Annotated in this window: 17 protein-coding genes; 3 read left to right on the top strand and 14 right to left on the bottom strand. The window is 74.4% G+C overall.

From position 1 onward, the window contains the following. Positions 1-91: 91 nt before the first annotated feature. The 4 genes from ACIA5A_RS08510 to ACIA5A_RS08495 all read right to left on the bottom strand — a co-directional run bounded on the left by ACIA5A_RS08510 (position 92) and on the right by ACIA5A_RS08495 (position 3821). A complete protein-coding gene (locus ACIA5A_RS08510; RefSeq protein WP_396758124.1) occupies positions 92-688 on the bottom strand; it encodes a LuxR C-terminal-related transcriptional regulator in 597 nt (198 codons plus the stop codon). 41 nt (positions 689-729) lie between these two features. Next, positions 730-1971, bottom strand: coding sequence for a sensor histidine kinase (locus ACIA5A_RS08505; RefSeq protein WP_396758106.1), 1242 nt, complete (start codon positions 1969-1971; stop codon positions 730-732). A gap of 88 nt (positions 1972-2059) precedes the next feature. Continuing rightward, complete coding sequence (locus ACIA5A_RS08500; protein WP_396758099.1) at positions 2060-2569, bottom strand: NUDIX hydrolase; 510 nt, start codon at positions 2567-2569, stop codon at positions 2060-2062. Positions 2570-2642: 73 nt separating this feature from the next. Further along, entirely contained in the window at positions 2643-3821 is a 1179-nt protein-coding gene (locus tag ACIA5A_RS08495; protein ID WP_396758096.1) for an MFS transporter, read from the bottom strand. 275 nt (positions 3822-4096) lie between these two features. On the opposite strand from ACIA5A_RS08495, the gene ACIA5A_RS08490 reads away from it, so the two are divergent. Together ACIA5A_RS08490 and ACIA5A_RS08485 are read left to right on the top strand one after the other, a co-directional pair. After that, complete coding sequence (locus ACIA5A_RS08490) at positions 4097-5269, top strand: hypothetical protein (protein WP_396758093.1); 1173 nt, start codon at positions 4097-4099, stop codon at positions 5267-5269. Positions 5270-5589: 320 nt separating this feature from the next. Beyond that, positions 5590-6177: a pyridoxamine 5'-phosphate oxidase family protein gene (locus tag ACIA5A_RS08485; RefSeq protein ID WP_396758090.1), complete on the top strand. Its 588-nt coding sequence runs from the start codon at positions 5590-5592 to the stop codon at positions 6175-6177. An 8-nt stretch (positions 6178-6185) separates the two neighbouring features. Here ACIA5A_RS08485 and ACIA5A_RS08480 read toward each other — a convergent pair whose 3' ends face one another. After that, positions 6186-7667 carry a peptide MFS transporter gene (locus ACIA5A_RS08480; RefSeq protein WP_396758087.1) on the bottom strand — a complete coding sequence of 494 codons (1482 nt, stop codon included), beginning with the start codon at positions 7665-7667 and terminating at the stop codon, positions 6186-6188. A gap of 197 nt (positions 7668-7864) precedes the next feature. Between ACIA5A_RS08480 and ACIA5A_RS08475 the strand changes: the two genes are divergently transcribed. Next, positions 7865-8206: an RNA polymerase-binding protein RbpA gene (locus ACIA5A_RS08475; RefSeq protein WP_007070998.1), complete on the top strand. Its 342-nt coding sequence runs from the start codon at positions 7865-7867 to the stop codon at positions 8204-8206. A 70-nt stretch (positions 8207-8276) separates the two neighbouring features. Here the strand turns inward: ACIA5A_RS08475 and ACIA5A_RS08470 are convergent, their stop codons facing one another. The 9 genes from ACIA5A_RS08470 to ACIA5A_RS08430 form a co-directional block, all read right to left on the bottom strand. Beyond that, positions 8277-8801 carry an FxsA family protein gene (locus ACIA5A_RS08470; RefSeq protein WP_396758084.1) on the bottom strand — a complete coding sequence of 175 codons (525 nt, stop codon included), beginning with the start codon at positions 8799-8801 and terminating at the stop codon, positions 8277-8279. 55 nt (positions 8802-8856) lie between these two features. Then, positions 8857-9633: a polyprenol monophosphomannose synthase gene (locus ACIA5A_RS08465; RefSeq protein ID WP_396758081.1), complete on the bottom strand. Its 777-nt coding sequence runs from the start codon at positions 9631-9633 to the stop codon at positions 8857-8859. A 22-nt stretch (positions 9634-9655) separates the two neighbouring features. Further along, complete coding sequence (lnt, locus tag ACIA5A_RS08460; RefSeq protein WP_396758078.1) at positions 9656-11263, bottom strand: apolipoprotein N-acyltransferase; 1608 nt, start codon at positions 11261-11263, stop codon at positions 9656-9658. Positions 11264-11735: 472 nt separating this feature from the next. Continuing rightward, positions 11736-13070: a glutamate mutase L gene (locus ACIA5A_RS08455; RefSeq protein WP_396758075.1), complete on the bottom strand. Its 1335-nt coding sequence runs from the start codon at positions 13068-13070 to the stop codon at positions 11736-11738. Positions 13071-13128: 58 nt separating this feature from the next. Beyond that, the gene (locus tag ACIA5A_RS08450; RefSeq protein ID WP_396758072.1) at positions 13129-13527 is read right to left on the bottom strand and encodes a hotdog domain-containing protein; all 399 of its coding nucleotides are present in this window, start codon (positions 13525-13527) and stop codon (positions 13129-13131) included. Then, complete coding sequence (locus ACIA5A_RS08445; RefSeq protein ID WP_396758070.1) at positions 13524-14279, bottom strand: OAM dimerization domain-containing protein; 756 nt, start codon at positions 14277-14279, stop codon at positions 13524-13526. Before ACIA5A_RS08445 ends, ACIA5A_RS08450 begins: the two co-directional genes overlap by 4 nt. Next, complete coding sequence (locus ACIA5A_RS08440) at positions 14279-15838, bottom strand: lysine 5,6-aminomutase subunit alpha (protein ID WP_396758067.1); 1560 nt, start codon at positions 15836-15838, stop codon at positions 14279-14281. The genes ACIA5A_RS08445 and ACIA5A_RS08440 overlap by 1 nt, the downstream gene beginning before the upstream one ends. Further along, positions 15835-17406 carry an amidohydrolase gene (locus tag ACIA5A_RS08435; protein ID WP_396758064.1) on the bottom strand — a complete coding sequence of 524 codons (1572 nt, stop codon included), beginning with the start codon at positions 17404-17406 and terminating at the stop codon, positions 15835-15837. Before ACIA5A_RS08435 ends, ACIA5A_RS08440 begins: the two co-directional genes overlap by 4 nt. A 4-nt stretch (positions 17407-17410) precedes the next feature. Then, positions 17411-18460, bottom strand: coding sequence for a zinc-binding alcohol dehydrogenase (locus tag ACIA5A_RS08430; protein ID WP_396758121.1), 1050 nt, complete (start codon positions 18458-18460; stop codon positions 17411-17413). Positions 18461-18505 lie beyond the last annotated feature (45 nt).

The following is an 18505-nucleotide window of genomic DNA, read 5'->3' as shown; positions in this document are numbered from 1 at the left end:
CACCCGCTACGCCAAACGGGCATCCCTCTACCGAGCCAGCCTGGTCCTCGTCGCCGCTGTCATCTGGCTTCCATGATCGACAGGACAGGCCCTAGTCGGATCGAGCGCGCAGATAGGTGAGGACGGCGAGGACCCGCCGGTTGGTGTCGTCGCTGACCGGCAGGTCCAACTTGGCCAGCACGTTGCCGATGTGCTTGGCGACACCGGCCTCGGTCAGCGAGAGGGTCCGGGCGACGGCGGCGTTCGAGTGCCCCTGCGCGACCAGGCTGAGGACCTCGCGTTCGCGCGGGGAGAGTTGCCGCAGCGGGTCCCGGCGGCGTTGCATGAGCTGGCGGACCACCTCCGGGTCGACCACCGTGGCGCCCGCGGCCACCCGGTGGAGCTGCCCGGCGAACTCGGCCACGTCGCCGATGCGGTCCTTGAGCAGGTAGCCGATGAACCGGCCGGAGCCCGAGGCGAGCAGGTCCGCGGCGTAGCTGTGCTGCACGTACTGGCTCAGGGCGACCACCGCGAGCCGCGGGTCCTCGGCGCGCAGCGCGACGGCGGCCCGCAGCCCCTCGTCGGTGTGCTCCGGCGGCATCCGCACGTCGGTGATCACCAGGTCCGGGCGGTGGTCGCGGACGGCGGCCAGCAGCGCCGGCGCGTCCCCGACGGCGGCGACGACCTCGATGCCGAAGCGGGGCAGCATCGCGCTCAACCCCTCCCGCAGCAGCACCGAGTCCTCGGCGATCACGACGCGCACGGCAGCTCCACCCGCAGGACCGTGGGGCCGCCGGCCGGGCTGGACATCAGCAGCCGTCCCCCGGCCGCGGCGACGCGGTCGGCGAGCCCGGTCAGCCCGGATCCGCGTGCCGGGTCGGCGCCGCCGGCACCGCCGTCGCGCACCTCGACCAGGAGCCCGTCGGCCGCGCGACGGGCGGTGACGGTGACCTCGGCGGCGCGGGCGTGCTTCGCCGCGTTGGCCAGCCCCTCGGAGATCGCCGCGTAGGCGACGGACTCCACCTCGGCCGGGAACCGCGACCCGGTGACGTCGACGCGGACGTCGAGGCCGCTCGCCGCGGCCACCTCCTCCACCGCCGCGCGCAGGCCCAGCTCCCGCAGGGTACGCGGGCTGATGCCGCGGATCAGGTCCCGCAGCTCGGCCATCAGCGTCCGGGCCTGCTCGTGCGCGGCGGCCATCGCGGGGGCGGCCGGCGAGGCGGCCGGCAGGTCGAGCCGGGCCAGCCCGATCTGCATGGTCAGGGCCACCAGGCGCTGCTGGGCGATGTCGTGCAGGTCCCGTTCGATGCGCACCCGTTCGGCGTCGAACGCGTTCATCAGCCGGGTCCGGGACCGGGCCACCTCGATCAGGTCATCGGACGGCTCTGGGCGCAGCAGCATCCGGGCCAGTGCGGCGTGCGCCCCGCCGCACAGCGCGGTCAGGTAGAGCAGCACCGGGATCAGCAGCAGCCCGCCGGCGGCCCTCCCGACGACGCCGGCCAGCGGGTCCGCCACCGAGATCCGGTGCTGCACCGCGACCGGCGTGGAGACGACGAGCAGCCCGACCACCGCGAGCACCCCGAGCCACAGCGGGCCGACCACGCCGAGCAGCACGCTGTAGGCCACCGCCCGCCAGGTGGCCGGGTCGGTGTAGAGGTCACCGCGGCGCTCGGGCGACGGCGGGGCGGCACCGACCAGCCGCAGCCGCCACCGTTCGGCCCGGGCCGTCGAGAGCGCCACCTGCGGGCCGAGCAGCGCCAGCAGGCCCACCCCGACCAGTCCGAGGCCGGCCGCCACGACCAGGTGGCCACCGGTACGGCCGGCGCGCAGCACCACGACTGCCGACAGCAGCGGCGTCAGCGGCACCGCCAGCGCGAGCCACAGCAGGCCGGCGGCCACCGCGGTCGTGGCGGAGTAGGCGAACCCACGCCACGGCCAGGTCGAGACCAGGAACTGTCGCCCGGTCACCGCCCGGAGCAGCGCTTCTGCCATGTGCCCAGGTTAGGTGGGCGCCGACCGGCGCGGACAGGACGCTGGTACGACACCTGGGGTAGACCTGGCACTACCCGGCACGGGACGCTCAGAGGCTGTCCGGGCGGCGCAGCGCGTCGTGGCGCTCGCCGGGGGCCGCGTACCAGGGCGCGGCGTCGTCGACCAGCGCGGTGGCGATCCGCAGCCGCGCCCAGTCGTCGAGGTCGGGCAACGCGTCCGGGGCGAACCAGGCCACCGCGAGGGACTCGTCGCCGTCGGGAGTGGGCGCGCCGCCGACCGCCCGGCAGCGGAACCAGATGTTGAGGTACTCGCAGGCGTCGCCGTTGGGGTAGACCACCGGGTGGGTGGCGACGCCGGCCAGCCGGTCGATCGTCACCTCGACACCGGTCTCCTCGCGGACCTCGCGCACCAGCGCGTCGGCGGGCTGCTCGCCCGGGTCGACGGTGCCGGCCGGCACCGACCAGCGGCCGTTGTCGCCCCGGCGGGCCAGCAGCACCCGCCCCGCCTCGTCGGTCACCACGGCGCTGATGCCGTAGAGCATGAGCAGGTCCTGGCCGACGTGCTGGCGCAGCCGGGCGATGTACGGCGACACGGGCATGGCGAGCAGGCTACCGCCGGCCGTCGCGGTGCCGCCGCGCCATCCCGGCGGCCAGCGCGCCAGTGCTCCGAGTTCACCCGCGAGACGATCGTCGAGAGTCGGCGAGCGCCTGGGCGCGCCGACCGGCCGCGGCGGCCGTCGTGGCCAGGACACCGGCGCCGGCGGCGGCCCACAGCGCGTTCGGCGCACCACCGTGGTCGATGAGAGCACCACCGACAGTGGCGCCGACGGCGATGCCGGCGAACACGGTCACGCTCAACCAGGTGTACGCCTCGGTGATCGCCTCGGCGGGTGCCACGACGGCGACCAGGGTGTTACCGGTGATCAGCGTAGGCGCGTTCGCCGTGCCGGCGATCACCAGCGCCACGGCTGCGGCGACCACCGACTGCGTAGCCACCGCGATGAGCACCCCGCCCACGGTCATCGCGGCAGCGCTGAGCATGAGCCGGCGGGCCGGGTCACCAGGCCAGGTGCGGCTGCCGTAGATGGTGCCGGAGACCAGGCTCGCGCCGGCCCATGCGGCGAGCAGCACACCGGAGATGCCCGGATGTCCGAGGTCGCGGGTCAGGGCGACAACACCGACCTCCGTCAGACCGAACAACACGCCGATGGCCAGAAACATCACGATGAGCACCCGCACACCGCGCGACGCGGTCGCCCGCACCCGGCGCTGGTCTCCCCCCGCGGGTCGCGGCGGTGGTTCGGTGGACCGGTGCGCCAGGAACAGGGCACACCCGACGGCGACCAGAGCCGCGGCGACGAGCAGTCCCGCGCCGGGTGCCACGCCTGTCGCGGCTGCCACGACCAGCACCGGGCCGACAACGAAGACGGCTTCCTCGATCAGCGACTCGGTCGCCAGCGCCGTGTCCAGGCGCGGGTCGCCGGCCAACAGCCCGGTCCAGCGGGCGCGGGCAGCCGCGCCGATCTGCGGCAAGGTGACGCCCACCGCGGCGCCGAGCCCGACCAGCGCTGCCGGGGGTGCGTGCAGGTAGGCGGCCACGACCAGGGCCACCATCGCGGCGACGTTCAGGGCGGCTTGCGGCCCCAGCACCCGGGTCTGGCCCAGCCGGTCGGTCAGTCGACTCACCCGCGGCGCCAACAGCGCCTGTGACAGCGAGACCGCGCCGGCCACCGCGCCGGCCACCGAGTAGGAACCACCCAGTTCGGTGACCATGACCAGCGCGCCAAGACCGGCCATCGCCTGCGGCAACCGGGCAAGCGCGCCGGCGGCGCTGAACGTCGCACCGGGCACCGACCACACCCGGCGGTACGACGCCCACCACCGGTGCGCTCCCGACCCCTCGGTCACCACCGGTCAACCCGTCGCAGGATCATCGCCCGACCGTACGGCGAAAACCCTTCCGCAAGCCACCCTGCCTCGACGCGTGCGCGGTCCGCCCGGCCGCCGGCGGTGTCGTCCGCCGTCACCCGGTCTCCCGACGCCCTCGCAGTGCTGCGCCCGGGCTTCGGCCTGCTGCCCGCCGCCGTGATGGTGCTCGCGCGGCAGCGCACTAGACTTCGCCTGCGATGGACGCCGAGCCCGCCACCGAGACCCGCCCCTGCGCCCACTGTGGACGTGAGGTGCCGCAGCGCGCCGGCGCCGGCCGCCCGTTCCGCTACTGCCGGGACAACGACGGCTCCTGCCAGCGGGCCGCCCGCAACTCCCGGATGCGCCACCGCAACTCCCCCGGCCTGCCCGGGCAGGTGGCGCGCACCTGGGAGGCGGTGGACCGGCTCGACCAGGTGGTGGAGACGCTCACCGAGGCGCTGCACGCCGAGCTGTCCCCGGCCGGCGTGGAGCGGCAGCTCGCCGAGCTGCGTGCCGAGACGTCCGCGCAGGTCGCCGCCGCGCACGCCGAACGCGACGAGGCCCGCCGCGACGCCGAGGACGCCGCCGCCGCGGCCACCCGCGACCGGCAGCAGGCCCACACCGCGTCCACCGAACGCGACGCCGCCGCCCGGCACGCCGACCGGGCGCGGGTGGAGGCGGCGGAGGCCGCCGAGCGGGCCGCCGCCGCCGAGTCCGCCCGGGACGCCGCGCGGGCCGAGGCGGGCGCGGCGCAGGCGCTGCGGGTGCAGGCCGAACGCGACCGCGACGCCGCGCGCGTCGAGCTGCGGAGCGTGCGGGCCGAACGGGACGCCGAGCGGCAGCGCGTCGCCGAGCTGACCGCCGAGCGTGACGCGGCGCGCGGCGACGCCGAACGGGCCACCCGCTCCGCCGGTGAGGCCCTGGACCGGGCGCAACGCCTGCGCGTCGAGGCCGACGCGGCGCGCGCCGACGCGCAGGCCGCCCGGGCGCAGGCCGACGAGGAACGCCGCACGGCGCAGGCGATGACCGACCGGGCCGACGCCGAGGCCGGCGCCGCGCGGGCGGCCCGCGCCGAGCGGGACCGGGCGGATGCGGCTCGCGCCGAGGCCATGGCGGCGGCGGATGCGGCTCGCGCCGAGGCTTTGGCCGCGGCGGATGCGGCTCGGGTGGAGGTGGCGGCGCGGACCGCCGATCGGGAGGCGCTCCTGGCCGAGCTGGCCGAGGCCCGGCGGGCGGTGACCGCCGCCGAGGCCCGATCGAGCGGTTCGGCGGCGAGGCTGGCCGCGGCCGAGGCCGACCGGGACGCCGCCGAACGTCGCGCCGGACAGCTCGCCGACCAGGTCAGCGACCTGGCCGGGGCGCTGGCCGCGCTGGGTTCGCGAACCGGCTGACCCGACCGCCGGCGCGAAGGCCGCGGGCATCCCGGGCACCTATCGACAGCAGCTCGGCCAGGTGGCGGTATCCCGGTGCGCCCGACCCCGCCACGTCGGGGCCCTGGAGTCGATCACGCGACTCCTCCCACCGTCCGAGAGAAAACATCCACTGTTCGAGATGAGTGGAGATCGTGGTGCAAGATCGCCCCTCCGGGGGCCGTCCCGTACCAGGATTCACCACATGGCCCCGACCCGCCGACCGGCAACCGGCGCGTGGAGCCCGCCACGGACCGGGACGGGGCAGCGCGACGCCGGCGTGCCGGGTGAGGATCGACGGCATGGGAAAGACGCACGAGCGCATCGACGGCCGGTTGCGGGAGTTCATCGAGGCACAGCCGATGTTCTTCGTGGCCACCGCGCCGCTGTCCGGCGACGGCACGGTCAACCTGTCCCCGAAGGGGCTGCGCGGCACGCTTGCGGTGCTCGACGAGCGCACCGTGGCCTACCTCGACTTCGCCGGCAGCAACGCCGAGACCGTCGCGCACCTGCGGGAGAACGGCCGGATCACGCTGATGTGGTGCGCGTTCGACGGCCCGCCGAACATCGTGCGGGTGCACGGGCGCGGCGAGCCGGTGTTCCGCGACGACAGGCGCTGGCCGGACCTGCTGCGGCACTTCGACGTCGACCCGACGCCGCACGGGCTGCGGGCGGTGATCGTGGTGCGTGCCGAGCTGGTCCGCGACACCTGCGGCTACGCGGTGCCGCTGATGAGCTACGACGCCGACCGTGACCTGCACGCGCGGCGTTTCGCCCGGGAGGACGACGCGTCACTGTCGGCCTACTTCGCCGGCAAGGAGCACGTGGCGAGCAGCATCGACGGGCTGCCCGGCCTGCCGTTGCCGTTGCCGCCCACCCCGCCGCGCTGAGCGCGGGGTCAGTGGATGCCGGCCATCAGCCCCCGGATCTGCCGGGTGAACATCACCGCGGCCAGACCCAGCACCACCGAGGCCAGGCCGAAGGTGAGGAAGTAGGTCGACTGCGACCAGGTCTCCGCCAGCCGGGCCACCTGCCCGCCGATGGCGTCGCCGACGGCGGTGGCGAGGAACCACAGGCCGAGCATCTGGCTGGCGTACTTCACCGGGGCCAGTTTCGTGGTGGCGGACAGGCCCACCGGGCTCAGCGACAGCTCACCGGCGACCTGGATGGCGTAGACGGCGACGAGCCACCACGGTGAGACCAGGTCCCCGCCGACGGCGGCGCGCGCGGCGGCGGCCATCAGCACGAACGACAGGCCGTTGAGCACCAGGCCGACGGCGAACTTCGTCGGCGTGGACACCCGGTGGCCCAGCCTGAGCCACAGCCACGCGGCCAGCGGCGCGCCGATGATGATCAGGATCGGGTTGACCGACTGCAGCCAGGACGCCGGGAAGGTGAACCCGCCCACGTTCCGGTCGGTGCGGTCGGCGGCGAAGATGTTCAGCACCGACCCGGCCTGGTCGTAGATCAGCCAGAACGCGGCGGCGAAGACGAACAGCCACACGTACGCCTTCATCCGGCTGCGCTCGGTGTCGCTGATCTCCCGGTCGGTGAGGATCCGGGCGAAGTAGCCGACGGTCACCAGCACGGTGACCACGGCGAGCAGGTTGACCACCGTGTCGACGGTGAACCAGCCGGCCAGCAGCAGCACCAGCAGCGCCACCAGCAGCACGCCGACGGCGATGCCGGCGCGGGTCAGCGCTCGCCGGCGGTCGGCGCCGAGCAGCGGGTCGGCGGGGCGGGCGCCGGCGTCGCCGAGGTTGCGCCGACCGGCGACGTACTGCAGCACGCCGAAGGTCATGCCGATCGCCGCCGCCCCGAACCCCAGATGCCAGTTGATCTTTTCGCCGAGGAAGCCGGTGATCAGCGGGGCGATGAACGCGCCCAGGTTGATGCCCATGTAGAAGATGGAGAACCCGGCGTCGCGGCGCGGCGAGTCCCGCTCGTACAGGTCACCGACCATGGTGGAGATGTTGGGTTTGAGCAGCCCGGTGCCGAGCACGATGAGCGTCATGCCGGCGAACACGCTCCACCCGGTCGGGATCGCCATCACGTAGTGCCCGGCGGCGATCACCACGCCGCCCCACAGCACGCTGCGCCGCGCCCCGATCAGCCGGTCGGCGACCCACCCGCCGGGCAGCGCCATCAGGTAGACCATGGCGTTGTAGGTGCCGTACACGGCGTTGGCGGTGGACTCGCCGATGCCCAGCCCGCCGTCGGCGACCGCGGCGGTCAGGTACAGCACCAGGATGGCCCGCATGCCGTAGAAGCTGAACCGCTCCCACATCTCGGTGAGGAAGAGGGTCGACAGCGCCCTCGGGTGGCCGAAGAACGTCTTCCCGGCTGGCGGTCGGGCCCCGACCGACGCGTCGCTGCTCATCGTCACCTCCGGCACATGTGGTGGGTAACATCCCCGGTGAGGGGCGAAACACTCCACCGATTCGGCCGGCTGTCGCGGCCGGTTACCCTTGAGCTTCCCGACCCGCGTCCGGCCCGTCCGGCGCGGGTGGGGAATGGGCGGACGGTGACCGGCCGTTACACCTGAGGACCAGCACCACGAACGAGGGGAAGTCGATCATGGGCGAGCGTATGCTGCGCGGTAGCCGGCTGGGCGCGGTCAGCTACGAATCCGACCGCAACACGGAGCTCGCGCCGCGTCAGACCCGCGAGTACCTGTGCGCCAAGGGCCACCAGTTCGAGGTGCCGTTCGCCGTCGACGCCGAGGTCCCCACGACCTGGGAGTGCAAGTTCGACGGCAGCGTCGCCCGGCTGGTCGACGGCACCGAGCCGGAGCAGAAGAAGGCCAAGCCGCCGCGTACCCACTGGGACATGCTGCTGGAGCGGCGCTCGATCGCCGAGCTGGAGGACATCCTGGCCGAGCGGCTGCAGGAGGTCCGCACCCGCCGCGGTCGCGCCTGAGCACCCGAACACGCCGAAGCGCCCCCGGGATCACCCCGGGGGCGCTTCGTCACGTCTGACCGGTTTCCGCTCAGCGGTCCACGATCTCACCCTCGATGGCCGGACCCGGCTGCGGCGGCTGCTCCGCCGGCCGCTGCGCGGCGGCGGGGGTGGGCGCCGGTTGCGGCGCGCCCGGGTAGACCCGCACCCGACGCGGACCGAACAGGTCACCGGCGACCATCGACGACACCCGCCGCTCGGTGGACCGCCGCACCCCGCCGCCGGCGAGGCGGCGCAGCGGCGGCACCAGCAGCAGCAGACCCACCGCGCCGCTGACCAGGCCCGGCAACGCCAGCAGCAGCGCGCCGGCCAACCCGACCAGCCCGTCGGTGACCTGCGGCCCCGGCGGCTGCCCGGCCTGCGCGGCCGCCCGGAACCGCCGCCACGCCCGCATGCCCTCGCGGCGCAGCAGCACCAGACCCAGCAGCGACGCGGCGAACACCAGCAGCACCGCCGCGCCGAACCCGACGGCCCGCCCGACCAGCACGAAAACGGCCAGCTCCAGCAGCGTCAGCAGCAGCAGAGCCGGTGGTACGAATCTGAGTCCTCGGCGCATCTCACCCCATCCGCCCGGTGTGTCCTCACGCCCCTCCAGCATGACACGCCCGCGCTCACGGCCACCGGGCCAACGCCCGCGGCCGGCCCCGCACCGCCGCGCGCCGGTCCCGCACCCCCCACCGGGTGACCCGCCACAGCGCCTCGGCCACGATCAACGGGCTCATCTTGCTGTCGCCGTGCTCCCGCTCCGCGAACGTGATCGGCACCTCGACGATCCGCACCCCGGCCCGGTGCGCCAGCCGCGACAGCTCCACCTGGAACGCGTACCCCTGCGAACGCACCGAGCCCAGGTCGATGGCGTCCAACGCGGCCGCCCGGTACACCCGGTAACCGCCGGTGGCGTCGCTGACCGGCATGCCCAACGCCACCCGCGCGTACAGGTTGCCCACCCGCGACAGCAGCAGCCGCCGCCACGGCCAGTTCAGCACCCGCGCGCCGCGCGCCCACCGCGAACCGATCACCACGTCGGCGTCGCGGGCGGCGTGCAGCAGCGCCGGCAGGTCCTCCGGGGCGTGCGAGCCGTCGGCGTCCATCTCCACCACCGCGTCGTAGCCACGCTCGCGCGCCCACCCGAACCCGGCCAGGTAGGCCGCGCCGAGACCGTCCTTGCCGGGCCGGTGCAGCACGTGCACCTGCCCGTCCACGCCGGCCAGCGCGTCGGCGATGCCGCCGGTGCCGTCGGGGCTGTTGTCGTCGGCGACAAGCACGTCCACCGCGGGCGCCGCCGCGCGGACCCGCGCGACGATCCGGCGCACGTTGTCCGCCTCGTTGTAGGTGGGGATGACCACGAGGACCCGCCCCACCCCGGGATGGCCGGCTGCCGCACCCACCGTCGCACCGCCTTCCGTCGCCTCAGCCGGGCGTGACCTCCCGGCGGCGCCGCGCCACGGCCGCGCCGGCCAGGGCCGCGACCGCGAGGGCCGCCAACGCCACCTCCGGCCACACCCCGACCGTGGTGGCCGGGGTACGCCCGTCCCCGAGCCGCATCTGCCGCACCACCACCTCGGCGGTGTTGAACCCGGTGGCACCGTCTACCCGCCCGTCGGGGGTCACGAACCCGGACACCCCGACCGTGGACGACATCAACGCGGCACGGCCGTGCTCCACGGCGCGCAGCCGCACCATCGCCAACTGCTGGCGGGCCTCCGCCACGTCGAACGTGGCGTTGTTGGTCTGCACCACGAGCAGTTGCGCGCCGCCGGTGACGGTGTCCCGCACGATGCCGTCGTAGGCGACCTCGAAGCAGATCACGTCGCCGAGGGTCGCCACACCGGCGTCCAGCACGCCGGGGCGCTGCCCGGGGACGAAGTCGGAGCGGACCCGGTCGACCTCGGCGCTGACCTTGCGGGCGATGGAGCGCAGCGGCACGTACTCGGCGAACGGCACCGGGTGCCGCTTGGTGTAGACCTGCCCCAGGTCGGCGCCGCTGCCCGGACGCCACAGCAGGCCGGCGTTGCGGACCTCCCCCGGGCCGGGGCCGAGCAGCACCGCGCCGACCAGGATCGGCGCGCCTATCGCGTCGGCGGCCTGCGAGATGCGGTACCCGGCGGCGGGGTTGCGCAGCGGGTCGATGTCGCTGGAGTTCTCCGGCCACACCACCAGGTCGGGACGCCGCTGCGCGCCCGCGGTGACCCGCTCGGCCAGCTTCAGGGTCGCGTCGACGTGGTTGTTGAGCACCGCCTGCCGCTGCGCGTTGAAGTCCAGGCCCAGGCGGGGCACGTTGCCCTGCACGATCGCCACGGTGACGGTGTCGCCGGCGCCGCGTACCCCCGCCGGCACGGCCGGTCCGGCGGCGAGCACCAGCGCCCCGGCGGCGGCCAGCCCGGCAATCGGCCGCCACTGCCCGGCCGGGCGGCGCCAGTCCCGCCAGGCGAGGGTGAGCAGGATCCCCCCGGCGAGCGCGACAGCGAACGTGACGAGCGGGGCGCCGCCGAGCGCGGCCAGTCGCAGCAGCGGCGAGGTGTCCTGGCTGAACGCCAGCCGCCCCCACGGGAACCCGCCGAACGGGGTGCGGTCGCGCAGCGCCTCCTGCCCCACCCACAGCACCCCGGTCAGCGGCGCCCACAGCACCCGCCACCGGTCGGCCAGCGGCGACACCCAGGCGGTGGCGGCGCCGAGCAGCGCCAGGTAGCCGGCCTGCAGCAGCGACAGCAGCGCCCACGGCAGCCACCCGGTGTGCAGGTTCGTCCACTCCAGCAGCGGCGCGAACAGCGCCACCCCGGCCAGGAAACCCAGCCCGGCGCCGGCGCGCAGCCGCCGCCGGTGCGCCGCGGCGGCCAGCAACGCCACCCCGACCGGCGCGAGCGGCCACAGCCCGTACGGCGGGAACGCCGCCAGCAGCGCCAACCCGGCCAGCACGGCGGCCGGCACGGCCAACGTCAACGGCAGCGGCCGACGCGCGCCGGGCTGCGGGCGTGCCCCGTCGGTGGCACGCGGCTGGTCCTGCTCGAGCGTCGTCACCGGCACCTCACCACGATCACGGGGCGAAGGCTACCCGGCGCGCACGGCAGCCGGCCCGTGGGCGGGCCGGTGACGGAAATCGGGGCGCGGCCGAAGCCGCGCCCCGATGCTCCCAGGCCCTTCCCGGCCGGTGGGGCGAGATGATCGGCGCCGACCTTCGGACCGACCGGACGTGGACTGGCTGCCCCCGCCTGGCCGTTGTCTACTGGCCGTTCCTCACACCCTGCCCGTACACCGGTAACCGCGACCGGTTCGCGCCGCCCCGCCGACCCCCGCCCGCTGGACCTGGCCGCCGCAACCTTCCGGTCGCTCGGCCAGCGGACGAGAGGACGAAGCGAACAACAGCCGCTTCCCGTGGTAGGACTCAAAGACGGTACGGCGTGCACCCCCGCCGCTGTCAACCCACCCGGGCCTGTCGTGTGTTGCGACACGGCGTGTCGCGTCGGCGCGTCTCGATGGGTGGACGATCGGCTCAGCCGCCGAGGTGCCGGCGCAGCACCGCCGCCGCCGCGCCCGGATGCTCGGCGGCGAGCAGCCCGGCGGCGGCCAGCACGTAGTCCACGTCCACGACCGGGTGGGCGGCGCGCGGCAACGGCCACCCACCGGCGTGGTCGGTGAGCACCGCGTCGAGCACCACCCGCGCGTCCGCCGGGTCGCCGTGGCGCAGCACCCCACCGGAGCCGACCAGCAGCCGCACCTCCCGCAGGTCCCGCCCGGCGCGTTCCCCGGTGGCCGCGCCCCGGGCGTGCCGGCGCACCGCCACCGTCGCGGCCAGCGCCGCGATCCGCCGGTCCACCGCCCGATCGGCGTCGTCGACCGGCAGGAACCCCGGATCGGCCGCCCGCACCGCCGCCGCGGCCGCCAGGGAATCCTGCTCCCCCGCCGCCAGCAGCCGCTCCTCCGCCGCGGCGCGCACCACACCCGGCGCGGACCACCGCATCCCCAGGTCCCCCTCCACGGTGCGGGCCCGCCACAGCGTGCCGGTGACCTCCCGGCCCGGACCCTCGGCCCGCTCGTCCGGGGTGAGCACCGAGTACACGTCCGTGGTCGCCCCACCCACGTCCACCACCGCCAGGTCCCCACCGACGGTGTCGGCGAGGACCTCCACGCCGGTGAGCACCGCGTCCGGGGTGGCGGCGCGCACCAACCGCGCGAACCTGGACCCCCGGGACAGTTTCTTGCCGCCGATCACGTGCCGCAGGAACACCTCCCGGATCGCCGCGCGCGCCGGCCCCGGCGCCAGCACCCCGATGCGCGGCAGCACGTTGTCCGCCGCGGTCACCGGCACCCCCGCGTCCGCCAGCAACGCGCACAGCCCGGCGCGGGCGTCGACGTTGCCGGCGAGGACCACCGGCACCCGCCAGCGGGCCCTCGCCAGCCGCGTCGCGTTGTGCGTCAACGTGTCGGCGTCACCACCGTCGGTGCCGCCGACCAGCAGCACCACGTCCGGGCGGGCCGCCCGCAACGCCGCCAGCTCCGCCGCACCCAGGCGCCCGGCGGCCACGTGCACCACGTTCGCCCCCGCCGACAGGCCCACCCGCCGGCCCGCCTGCGCGGTGACCAACGGCTCGTAGCCGACCACCGCCAGGCGCAGCCCACCGCCGGCCGACGAGCACACGTACCACGGCACGTCGGCGACGCCGGCCGCCGCGGTGGCCGCGCCGACCGCGGCGTCCAGGCCGTGCAGCACGTCCGAGCCCACCGTGGTCGGCGCGGACGCCGCACCGACCAGCCGGCCGCCGTCGAGGTCGACCACCGCCGCCTTCGTGTACGTCGACCCGACGTCCGCGCAGACCGCGACGCTCACGCCGAACAGCCCTTCGTGCGCGACTGCGGGGCGCGCAGGACCGGCTCGCTCCTCGCGCTCACGCGGGAGCGGGCACGACCACGGTGCCGGTCGCGGTCACCGCCACGATCGGCGGGTCCAGCACCTCCGCCGCCGAATCACCCCTGTCCGGGCGGCCCCGGCACACCACCGCGCAGCTCAACTCCAACGTCCGGCTGCGCGAGCCCACCCGCACCACCCGCGCCGTCACCTCCACCACGTCACCGGCACGCACCGGCGCGGTGAACCGCACGTCCGCGTAACCGGCGAACAGGCCCTCGTCGCCGTCGGTACGGATGCACACCTCCGTGGCCACGTCACCGAACAACCCCAACGCGTACGCCCCGTCGACCAGGTTGCCCGCGTAGTGCGCGTGCGCGTACGGCACGTACCGGCGGTGCGTCACGGTCAACCCCAGCCGGGGATCCTGCTCGCTCAACTGCTCGCCTTCCTGGAGGTGATCAACGCGTGGACGAGGTAGCTGGCCACCTCGCCCGGAGTGGTGCCGCGACCGAAGATCCGGTCCACGCCCAACTCCCCGGTCATCGTCTCGTCGAAGCGCGGCCCGCCCACGATCAGCAGCGGACGCCTCCCCGCCGGCATCGCCTCCCGGAACGCCGCCGACATCTCCCGCGTGTTGTGCAGGTGCGCGTCGCGCTGCGTCACCACCTGCGACACCAGCACCGCGTCGGCCTTCTCCTGCCGGGCCGCCTCGACCAGCTCCGGCACGCTCACCTGCGCGCCCAGGTTGCTGACCTTCAACTCCCGGTAGTACTCCAGGCCCTTCTCCCCGGCGATGCCCTTGACGTTGAGGATCGCGTCGATGCCCACGGTGTGCGCGTCGGTGCCGATGCACGCCCCCACCACCGACAACTTGCGGCGCAACCGCTGCTTCACCACCGCGTTGACCTCCTTGGCCGACAGCAGCGGGAAGTCCCGCTCCACCACCTGCACCTTGTCCAGGTCCACCAGGTGGTTCACCCGCCCGTACACCACGAAGAAGGTGAACCCGTCGCCGATCGGCTTGGCGTGCACCAGCATCGCCGGGTCCATGCCCATCTTGTTGGCCAACTGCACCGCCGCGCCCTCGGCCCGCTTGTCGTGCGGCACCGGCAACGTGAACGACACCTGCACCATGCCGTCACCTGTGGTGTCCCCGTACGGCCGCACGACCGTCTTCCGCTCGCTCATCAGGGCTGCCGCTCCAGGATCTCCGTCGCCGGGTTGAAGTAGTCGTCGGCGTGCCGCGCCACCCCGTCCAGGCCCTTGCCCCGGTCCGCCGGCCGCTTCATGATCCCGAACGTGCCCTCGGCGATCGCCGTCAACAACGACTGCTCCCCGATCCGCTCCAGCAACTCCACCGCCTCACCGAGCACCCGGTGCGCCCGCTGCTGGATGAACCCGCCCGGCGCCGGCACGAAGTCCTCGTGCAACCCGCCCGCCGCGCCCAACACGTACCGCACGTTCTGCAACGCGATGTCCCGGTCCGACAACCACGGCGTCACCACCGCCTCGGTCATCATCCCCACCAGCAGGATGCCCTGCCCGGTCATGGTCCCCACCAGGTTGAAGAACCCGTCGAGCAGATTGCCCCGGAACACGTCCCCGGTCATGTGCTTCGTCGGCGGCATCCACTTCAACGGCGCGTCCGGGAACAACTCCCGCGCCAACAACGCGTGCGCCAACTCCAACCGGAACGACTCCGGCACATCCGGGTTGATCTCGAACGCGTGCCCCAACCCCAACAACGGGTCGGTCAACCCCGCCTCGTGCGCGAAGAACTCGTTCAACAACTGCGACACCGTCACCGTGTGCGCCTCGTCCACCGCGTCCGCGGTGGTCAGGTAGTTGTCCTCACCGGTGTTGATGATGATCCCCGCCCGCGCGTGCACCTGCCGCGAGAACCGCTGGTCCACGAACGTACGGATCGGGTTGATGTCCCGGAACAGAATCCCGTACATCGAGTCGTTGAGCATCATGTCCAGCCGCTCCAGGCCGGCCAACGTCGCCATCTCCGGCATGCACAACCCCGACGCGTAGTTCGTCAGCCGCACGTACCGGCCCAACTCCTTCGACGACGAGTCCAACGCCGCCCGCATCAACCGGAAGTTCTCCTGCGTCGCGTACGTGCCCGCGAAACCTTCCCGGGTCGCCCCCTCCGGCACGTAGTCCAGCAACGACTGCCCCGTCGACCGGATCACCGCGATCACGTCCGCGCCGGCCCGCGCCGCCGCCTGCGCCTGCGGAATGTCCTCGTAGATGTCCCCGGTCGCCACGATCAGATAGATCCACGGCCGCTGCTTCGGATCCCCGAACCGCTTCACCAGCCGATCCCGCTCCGCGCGCCGCCTGTCGATCTGCCGGACCCCCGCCGCCACCGCCCGCCGCGACGCCCGCCGCGCCGCCGTCGCCGCCTTACCGGACGGCAGCGCGAACCGCACCGACCCGGCCGCCGCCTTCTGCGCCAGCAACGTCACGTCCGCGATGCCCTCACGCGCCAACGCGTCGAACACCGGCACCGCCACCCCGTGACCCAACCCCACGTCGGCGACCACCGCGTCCACCAGCCGGTTCACCCACGGAATCCCGTCCGGATCCGCGCCGGACACCCCGGCCAGCCGCAACACCGCCCGCTCCACCGACACCGTCGTGTGGCTACGCGCCAGATCCACCACCGGCTGCCCCGCCCGACGCGCCAACTCCCGCGCCCGCGCCACCAGCGCCGGATCCAACCCAAGCTTGCCCGTCACGAAGAACCTTCCTGATAGATCACGTCACCGCGCAACACCGTGGCCCGACACACCGGAAGCGGAGTCGGATCATCCGCCCCCCGCAACTCCGGATCCCCGGCCTGAAGCACCGGCAGACCCCGCTCCACCCCCGCCGGCGAGTCCCACACCGCGAACGTCGCCGGCGCACCCAACGCCAGGACCCCCTCGTTGTCCAGGTGCACCGCCCGCCACCCACCACGCGTGTGCGCCGCGAACGCCGCCCGCACACTCATCCGCTGCGACGGGTTGTGATGCGCCGCCGCCGCCCGCACCGAACCCCACGGGTCCAACGGCGTCACCGGCGAATCCGACCCGAACGCCAACGCCACCCCCACCCCGTGCATCGCACCCATCGGATTCGACTCCAACGACCGCGCCAACCCCAACCGCGACTCGTACATCCGCCCCGAACCACCCCAGAGGCGGTCGAACGCCGGCTGCATCGACGCCACGATCCCGAACTCCACGAACCCCGCGATCAACCGCTTGGTCATGATCTCCGCGTGCTCCACCCGGTGCCGCGCCGCCCGCAACCGCTCCGTGCCCAGCTTCGCCGCCGCCTCCGCGAACCCCGCCAGCACCGTCGCGATCGCCGCGTCACCGATCGCGTGGAACCCGCCCTGCATCCCGTGCGCCGCGCAGTCCAACAGGTGATCACGCACCTGCTCCGCCGACACGTACCCGTGCCCGCACGCCCCCGCCTCACCGTCCAGGTACGCCGCCGACACGTGCGCCGTCCGCGACCCCAACGCCCCGTCCGCGAACAGGTCACCACCCGCGCCCACCGCACCCAGCTCCCGGGCCCGCGCCGCACCCAGCAGCTCACCCCAGTACCCGTACACCTCCGGCACCCCGTCCCCGGACACCGCCAACAGGCCGGTGAAGTCCTCCTCGTCCGAGATGTCCGGACCACCGCACTCGTGCACCGCCGCGATGCCCAACGACGCCGCATGCCCCAACGCCCGCCGCTGCGCCGCCACCCGCTGCGCCCGCGTCACCGACGCGAACGCCGCCGCCCGCACCACGTGATGCGCGTCCCGACGCAACCACCCCGACCCGTCGAACCCCGCCGCACCCGCCGCGTCCGGACACGCCGCCAACAACGACGCCGACACCAACGCCGAATGGATCGACGCCTGCGACAGATACACCTTGCGACCCCCCGCCGCCCGGTCCACCGCCGCCGCGTCCGGCAACGCCGGATCCGCCCAGAACGACTCGTCCCACCCGTGCCCCAACACCACCGCGTCACCCGGCAACCCGCCCGCGAACGCCGACACCGCCGCCAACAGCTCCCCGGCCGAACGCACCGCCGACAGGTCCAGCCCCGACAACGCCAGACCGGTGTCCGTCGCGTGCACGTGCGCGTCCACGAACGCCGGCGTCACCAGCGCGCCGCCCAGCTCCACCACCCGGTCGGCGCCCGGCGCGTCCGCGTCCGCACCCAACCAGGCGATCCGCCCGTCCCGCACCAACAGCGCCGTCGCGCTCGGCTCGGCCGGACAGTGCAGCACTCCACCGCGATACAGCGTCGAGGGGTTCGTCATGGCCTCAGTCTGCCGCCAGCCGCGCCTCGAACAGGCCGCGCACCCCCGGCTCGGAGCGCAACAACTCCAACGCCAGCTCCGCGTGCCCCGGCACGAACCCGTTCCCCACCAGCATCGTCACGTCCGCCGCCAGGCCCTCCGCGCCCAACGCCGCCGCCGCGAAACTCGTCGCCATCGAGAAGAAGATCACCGTACCGCCGTCCGCCGTGGCCAGCACCGCGCCGTGCTCACACCCCGGCACGTCCACGCACACCACTGTCACGTCCGCCGGCACGCCCAACGCCGTGGTCACCGCCGTCGACAACCCCACCGGATCCCGCGCGTCCGCCAACGCCACCGCGTCGGCCAACCCGGCCGCCACCAGCGCGTCGCGCTCCGCCGCCACCGGCACCACCCCGACGGTACGACCCGCGCCCGCCCGCCGCGCCGCGGCCAGCGACAGCGACCCGCTCTTGCCGGCCCCACCGATCACCGCCACCGACACCGGACGCGGATCACCCTCGCGGCCCCGCCGCGCCACCTGCTCGGCCACCACCCGCGCGGTCAACGCCGGCGCGCCGCACACGTCCAGCACGGCGAGGGACAGTTCCGGGTGCAGATCGGCCGGCAGCACCGCGGCGATCGACCGGGCGAACAGGATCGCGTGCCCGTCGCACGGCACCTGCTCGCTGCGCCCGTCCCAGCGGGCCAGCCCGTCGAGGACGGTCAGCGGCGTCAGCGTCAACGACACGAGCGTGGCCACCCGGTCACCCGCCCGCAGCCCCAGCGGCGAGCGGCGCCCCGCCTCCTCCACCGTGCCGATCAGCATGCCGCCGGAGCCGGTCACCGGGTTCTGCATCTTTCCCCGGGTCGAGATGATGTCCAGCACCTCGGCGCGGACCTTCTCGCCGTCACCGCCGTGCTTCTCGGCCAACTGCCGGAAACTCGCCGCGTCCAGGTTCAGCCGCTCCACCCGGATCCGCACCTCGTTCGCCGCGATCCGCGGGTCGGCGTCCAGGCGCCAGGCCGCCTGCGGCAGCACCCCCGCCGGTTCCACGACTCGGTGCAGACCCACCGGTGACGTCACGCCGACCCCCTATGTCAAGCCGCCCGAACCCCT

Origin of the sequence: Micromonospora sp. NPDC051300 (assembly GCF_044455315.1) — a bacterium.
GTDB lineage: Bacteria > Actinomycetota > Actinomycetes > Mycobacteriales > Micromonosporaceae > Micromonospora > Micromonospora robiginosa.
The sequence above is the reverse complement of the archived record's forward strand: the minus strand, read 5'-3'. Positions and strand labels throughout refer to the sequence as shown.

Coding starts and splice junctions, on each gene's coding strand:
- ACIA5A_RS08510 (WP_396758124.1), bottom strand. CDS start 688: ATGCTGCCCCGCTTCGGCATCGAGGTCGTCGCCGCCGTCGGGGACGCG.
- ACIA5A_RS08505 (WP_396758106.1), bottom strand. CDS start 1,971: ATGGCAGAAGCGCTGCTCCGGGCGGTGACCGGGCGACAGTTCCTGGTC.
- ACIA5A_RS08500 (WP_396758099.1), bottom strand. CDS start 2,569: ATGCCCGTGTCGCCGTACATCGCCCGGCTGCGCCAGCACGTCGGCCAG.
- ACIA5A_RS08490 (WP_396758093.1), top strand. CDS start 4,097: ATGGACGCCGAGCCCGCCACCGAGACCCGCCCCTGCGCCCACTGTGGA.
- ACIA5A_RS08485 (WP_396758090.1), top strand. CDS start 5,590: ATGGGAAAGACGCACGAGCGCATCGACGGCCGGTTGCGGGAGTTCATC.
- ACIA5A_RS08480 (WP_396758087.1), bottom strand. CDS start 7,667: ATGAGCAGCGACGCGTCGGTCGGGGCCCGACCGCCAGCCGGGAAGACG.
- ACIA5A_RS08475 (WP_007070998.1), top strand. CDS start 7,865: ATGGGCGAGCGTATGCTGCGCGGTAGCCGGCTGGGCGCGGTCAGCTAC.
- ACIA5A_RS08470 (WP_396758084.1), bottom strand. CDS start 8,801: ATGCGCCGAGGACTCAGATTCGTACCACCGGCTCTGCTGCTGCTGACG.
- ACIA5A_RS08445 (WP_396758070.1), bottom strand. CDS start 14,279: ATGAGCGAGCGGAAGACGGTCGTGCGGCCGTACGGGGACACCACAGGT.
- ACIA5A_RS08435 (WP_396758064.1), bottom strand. CDS start 17,406: ATGACGAACCCCTCGACGCTGTATCGCGGTGGAGTGCTGCACTGTCCG.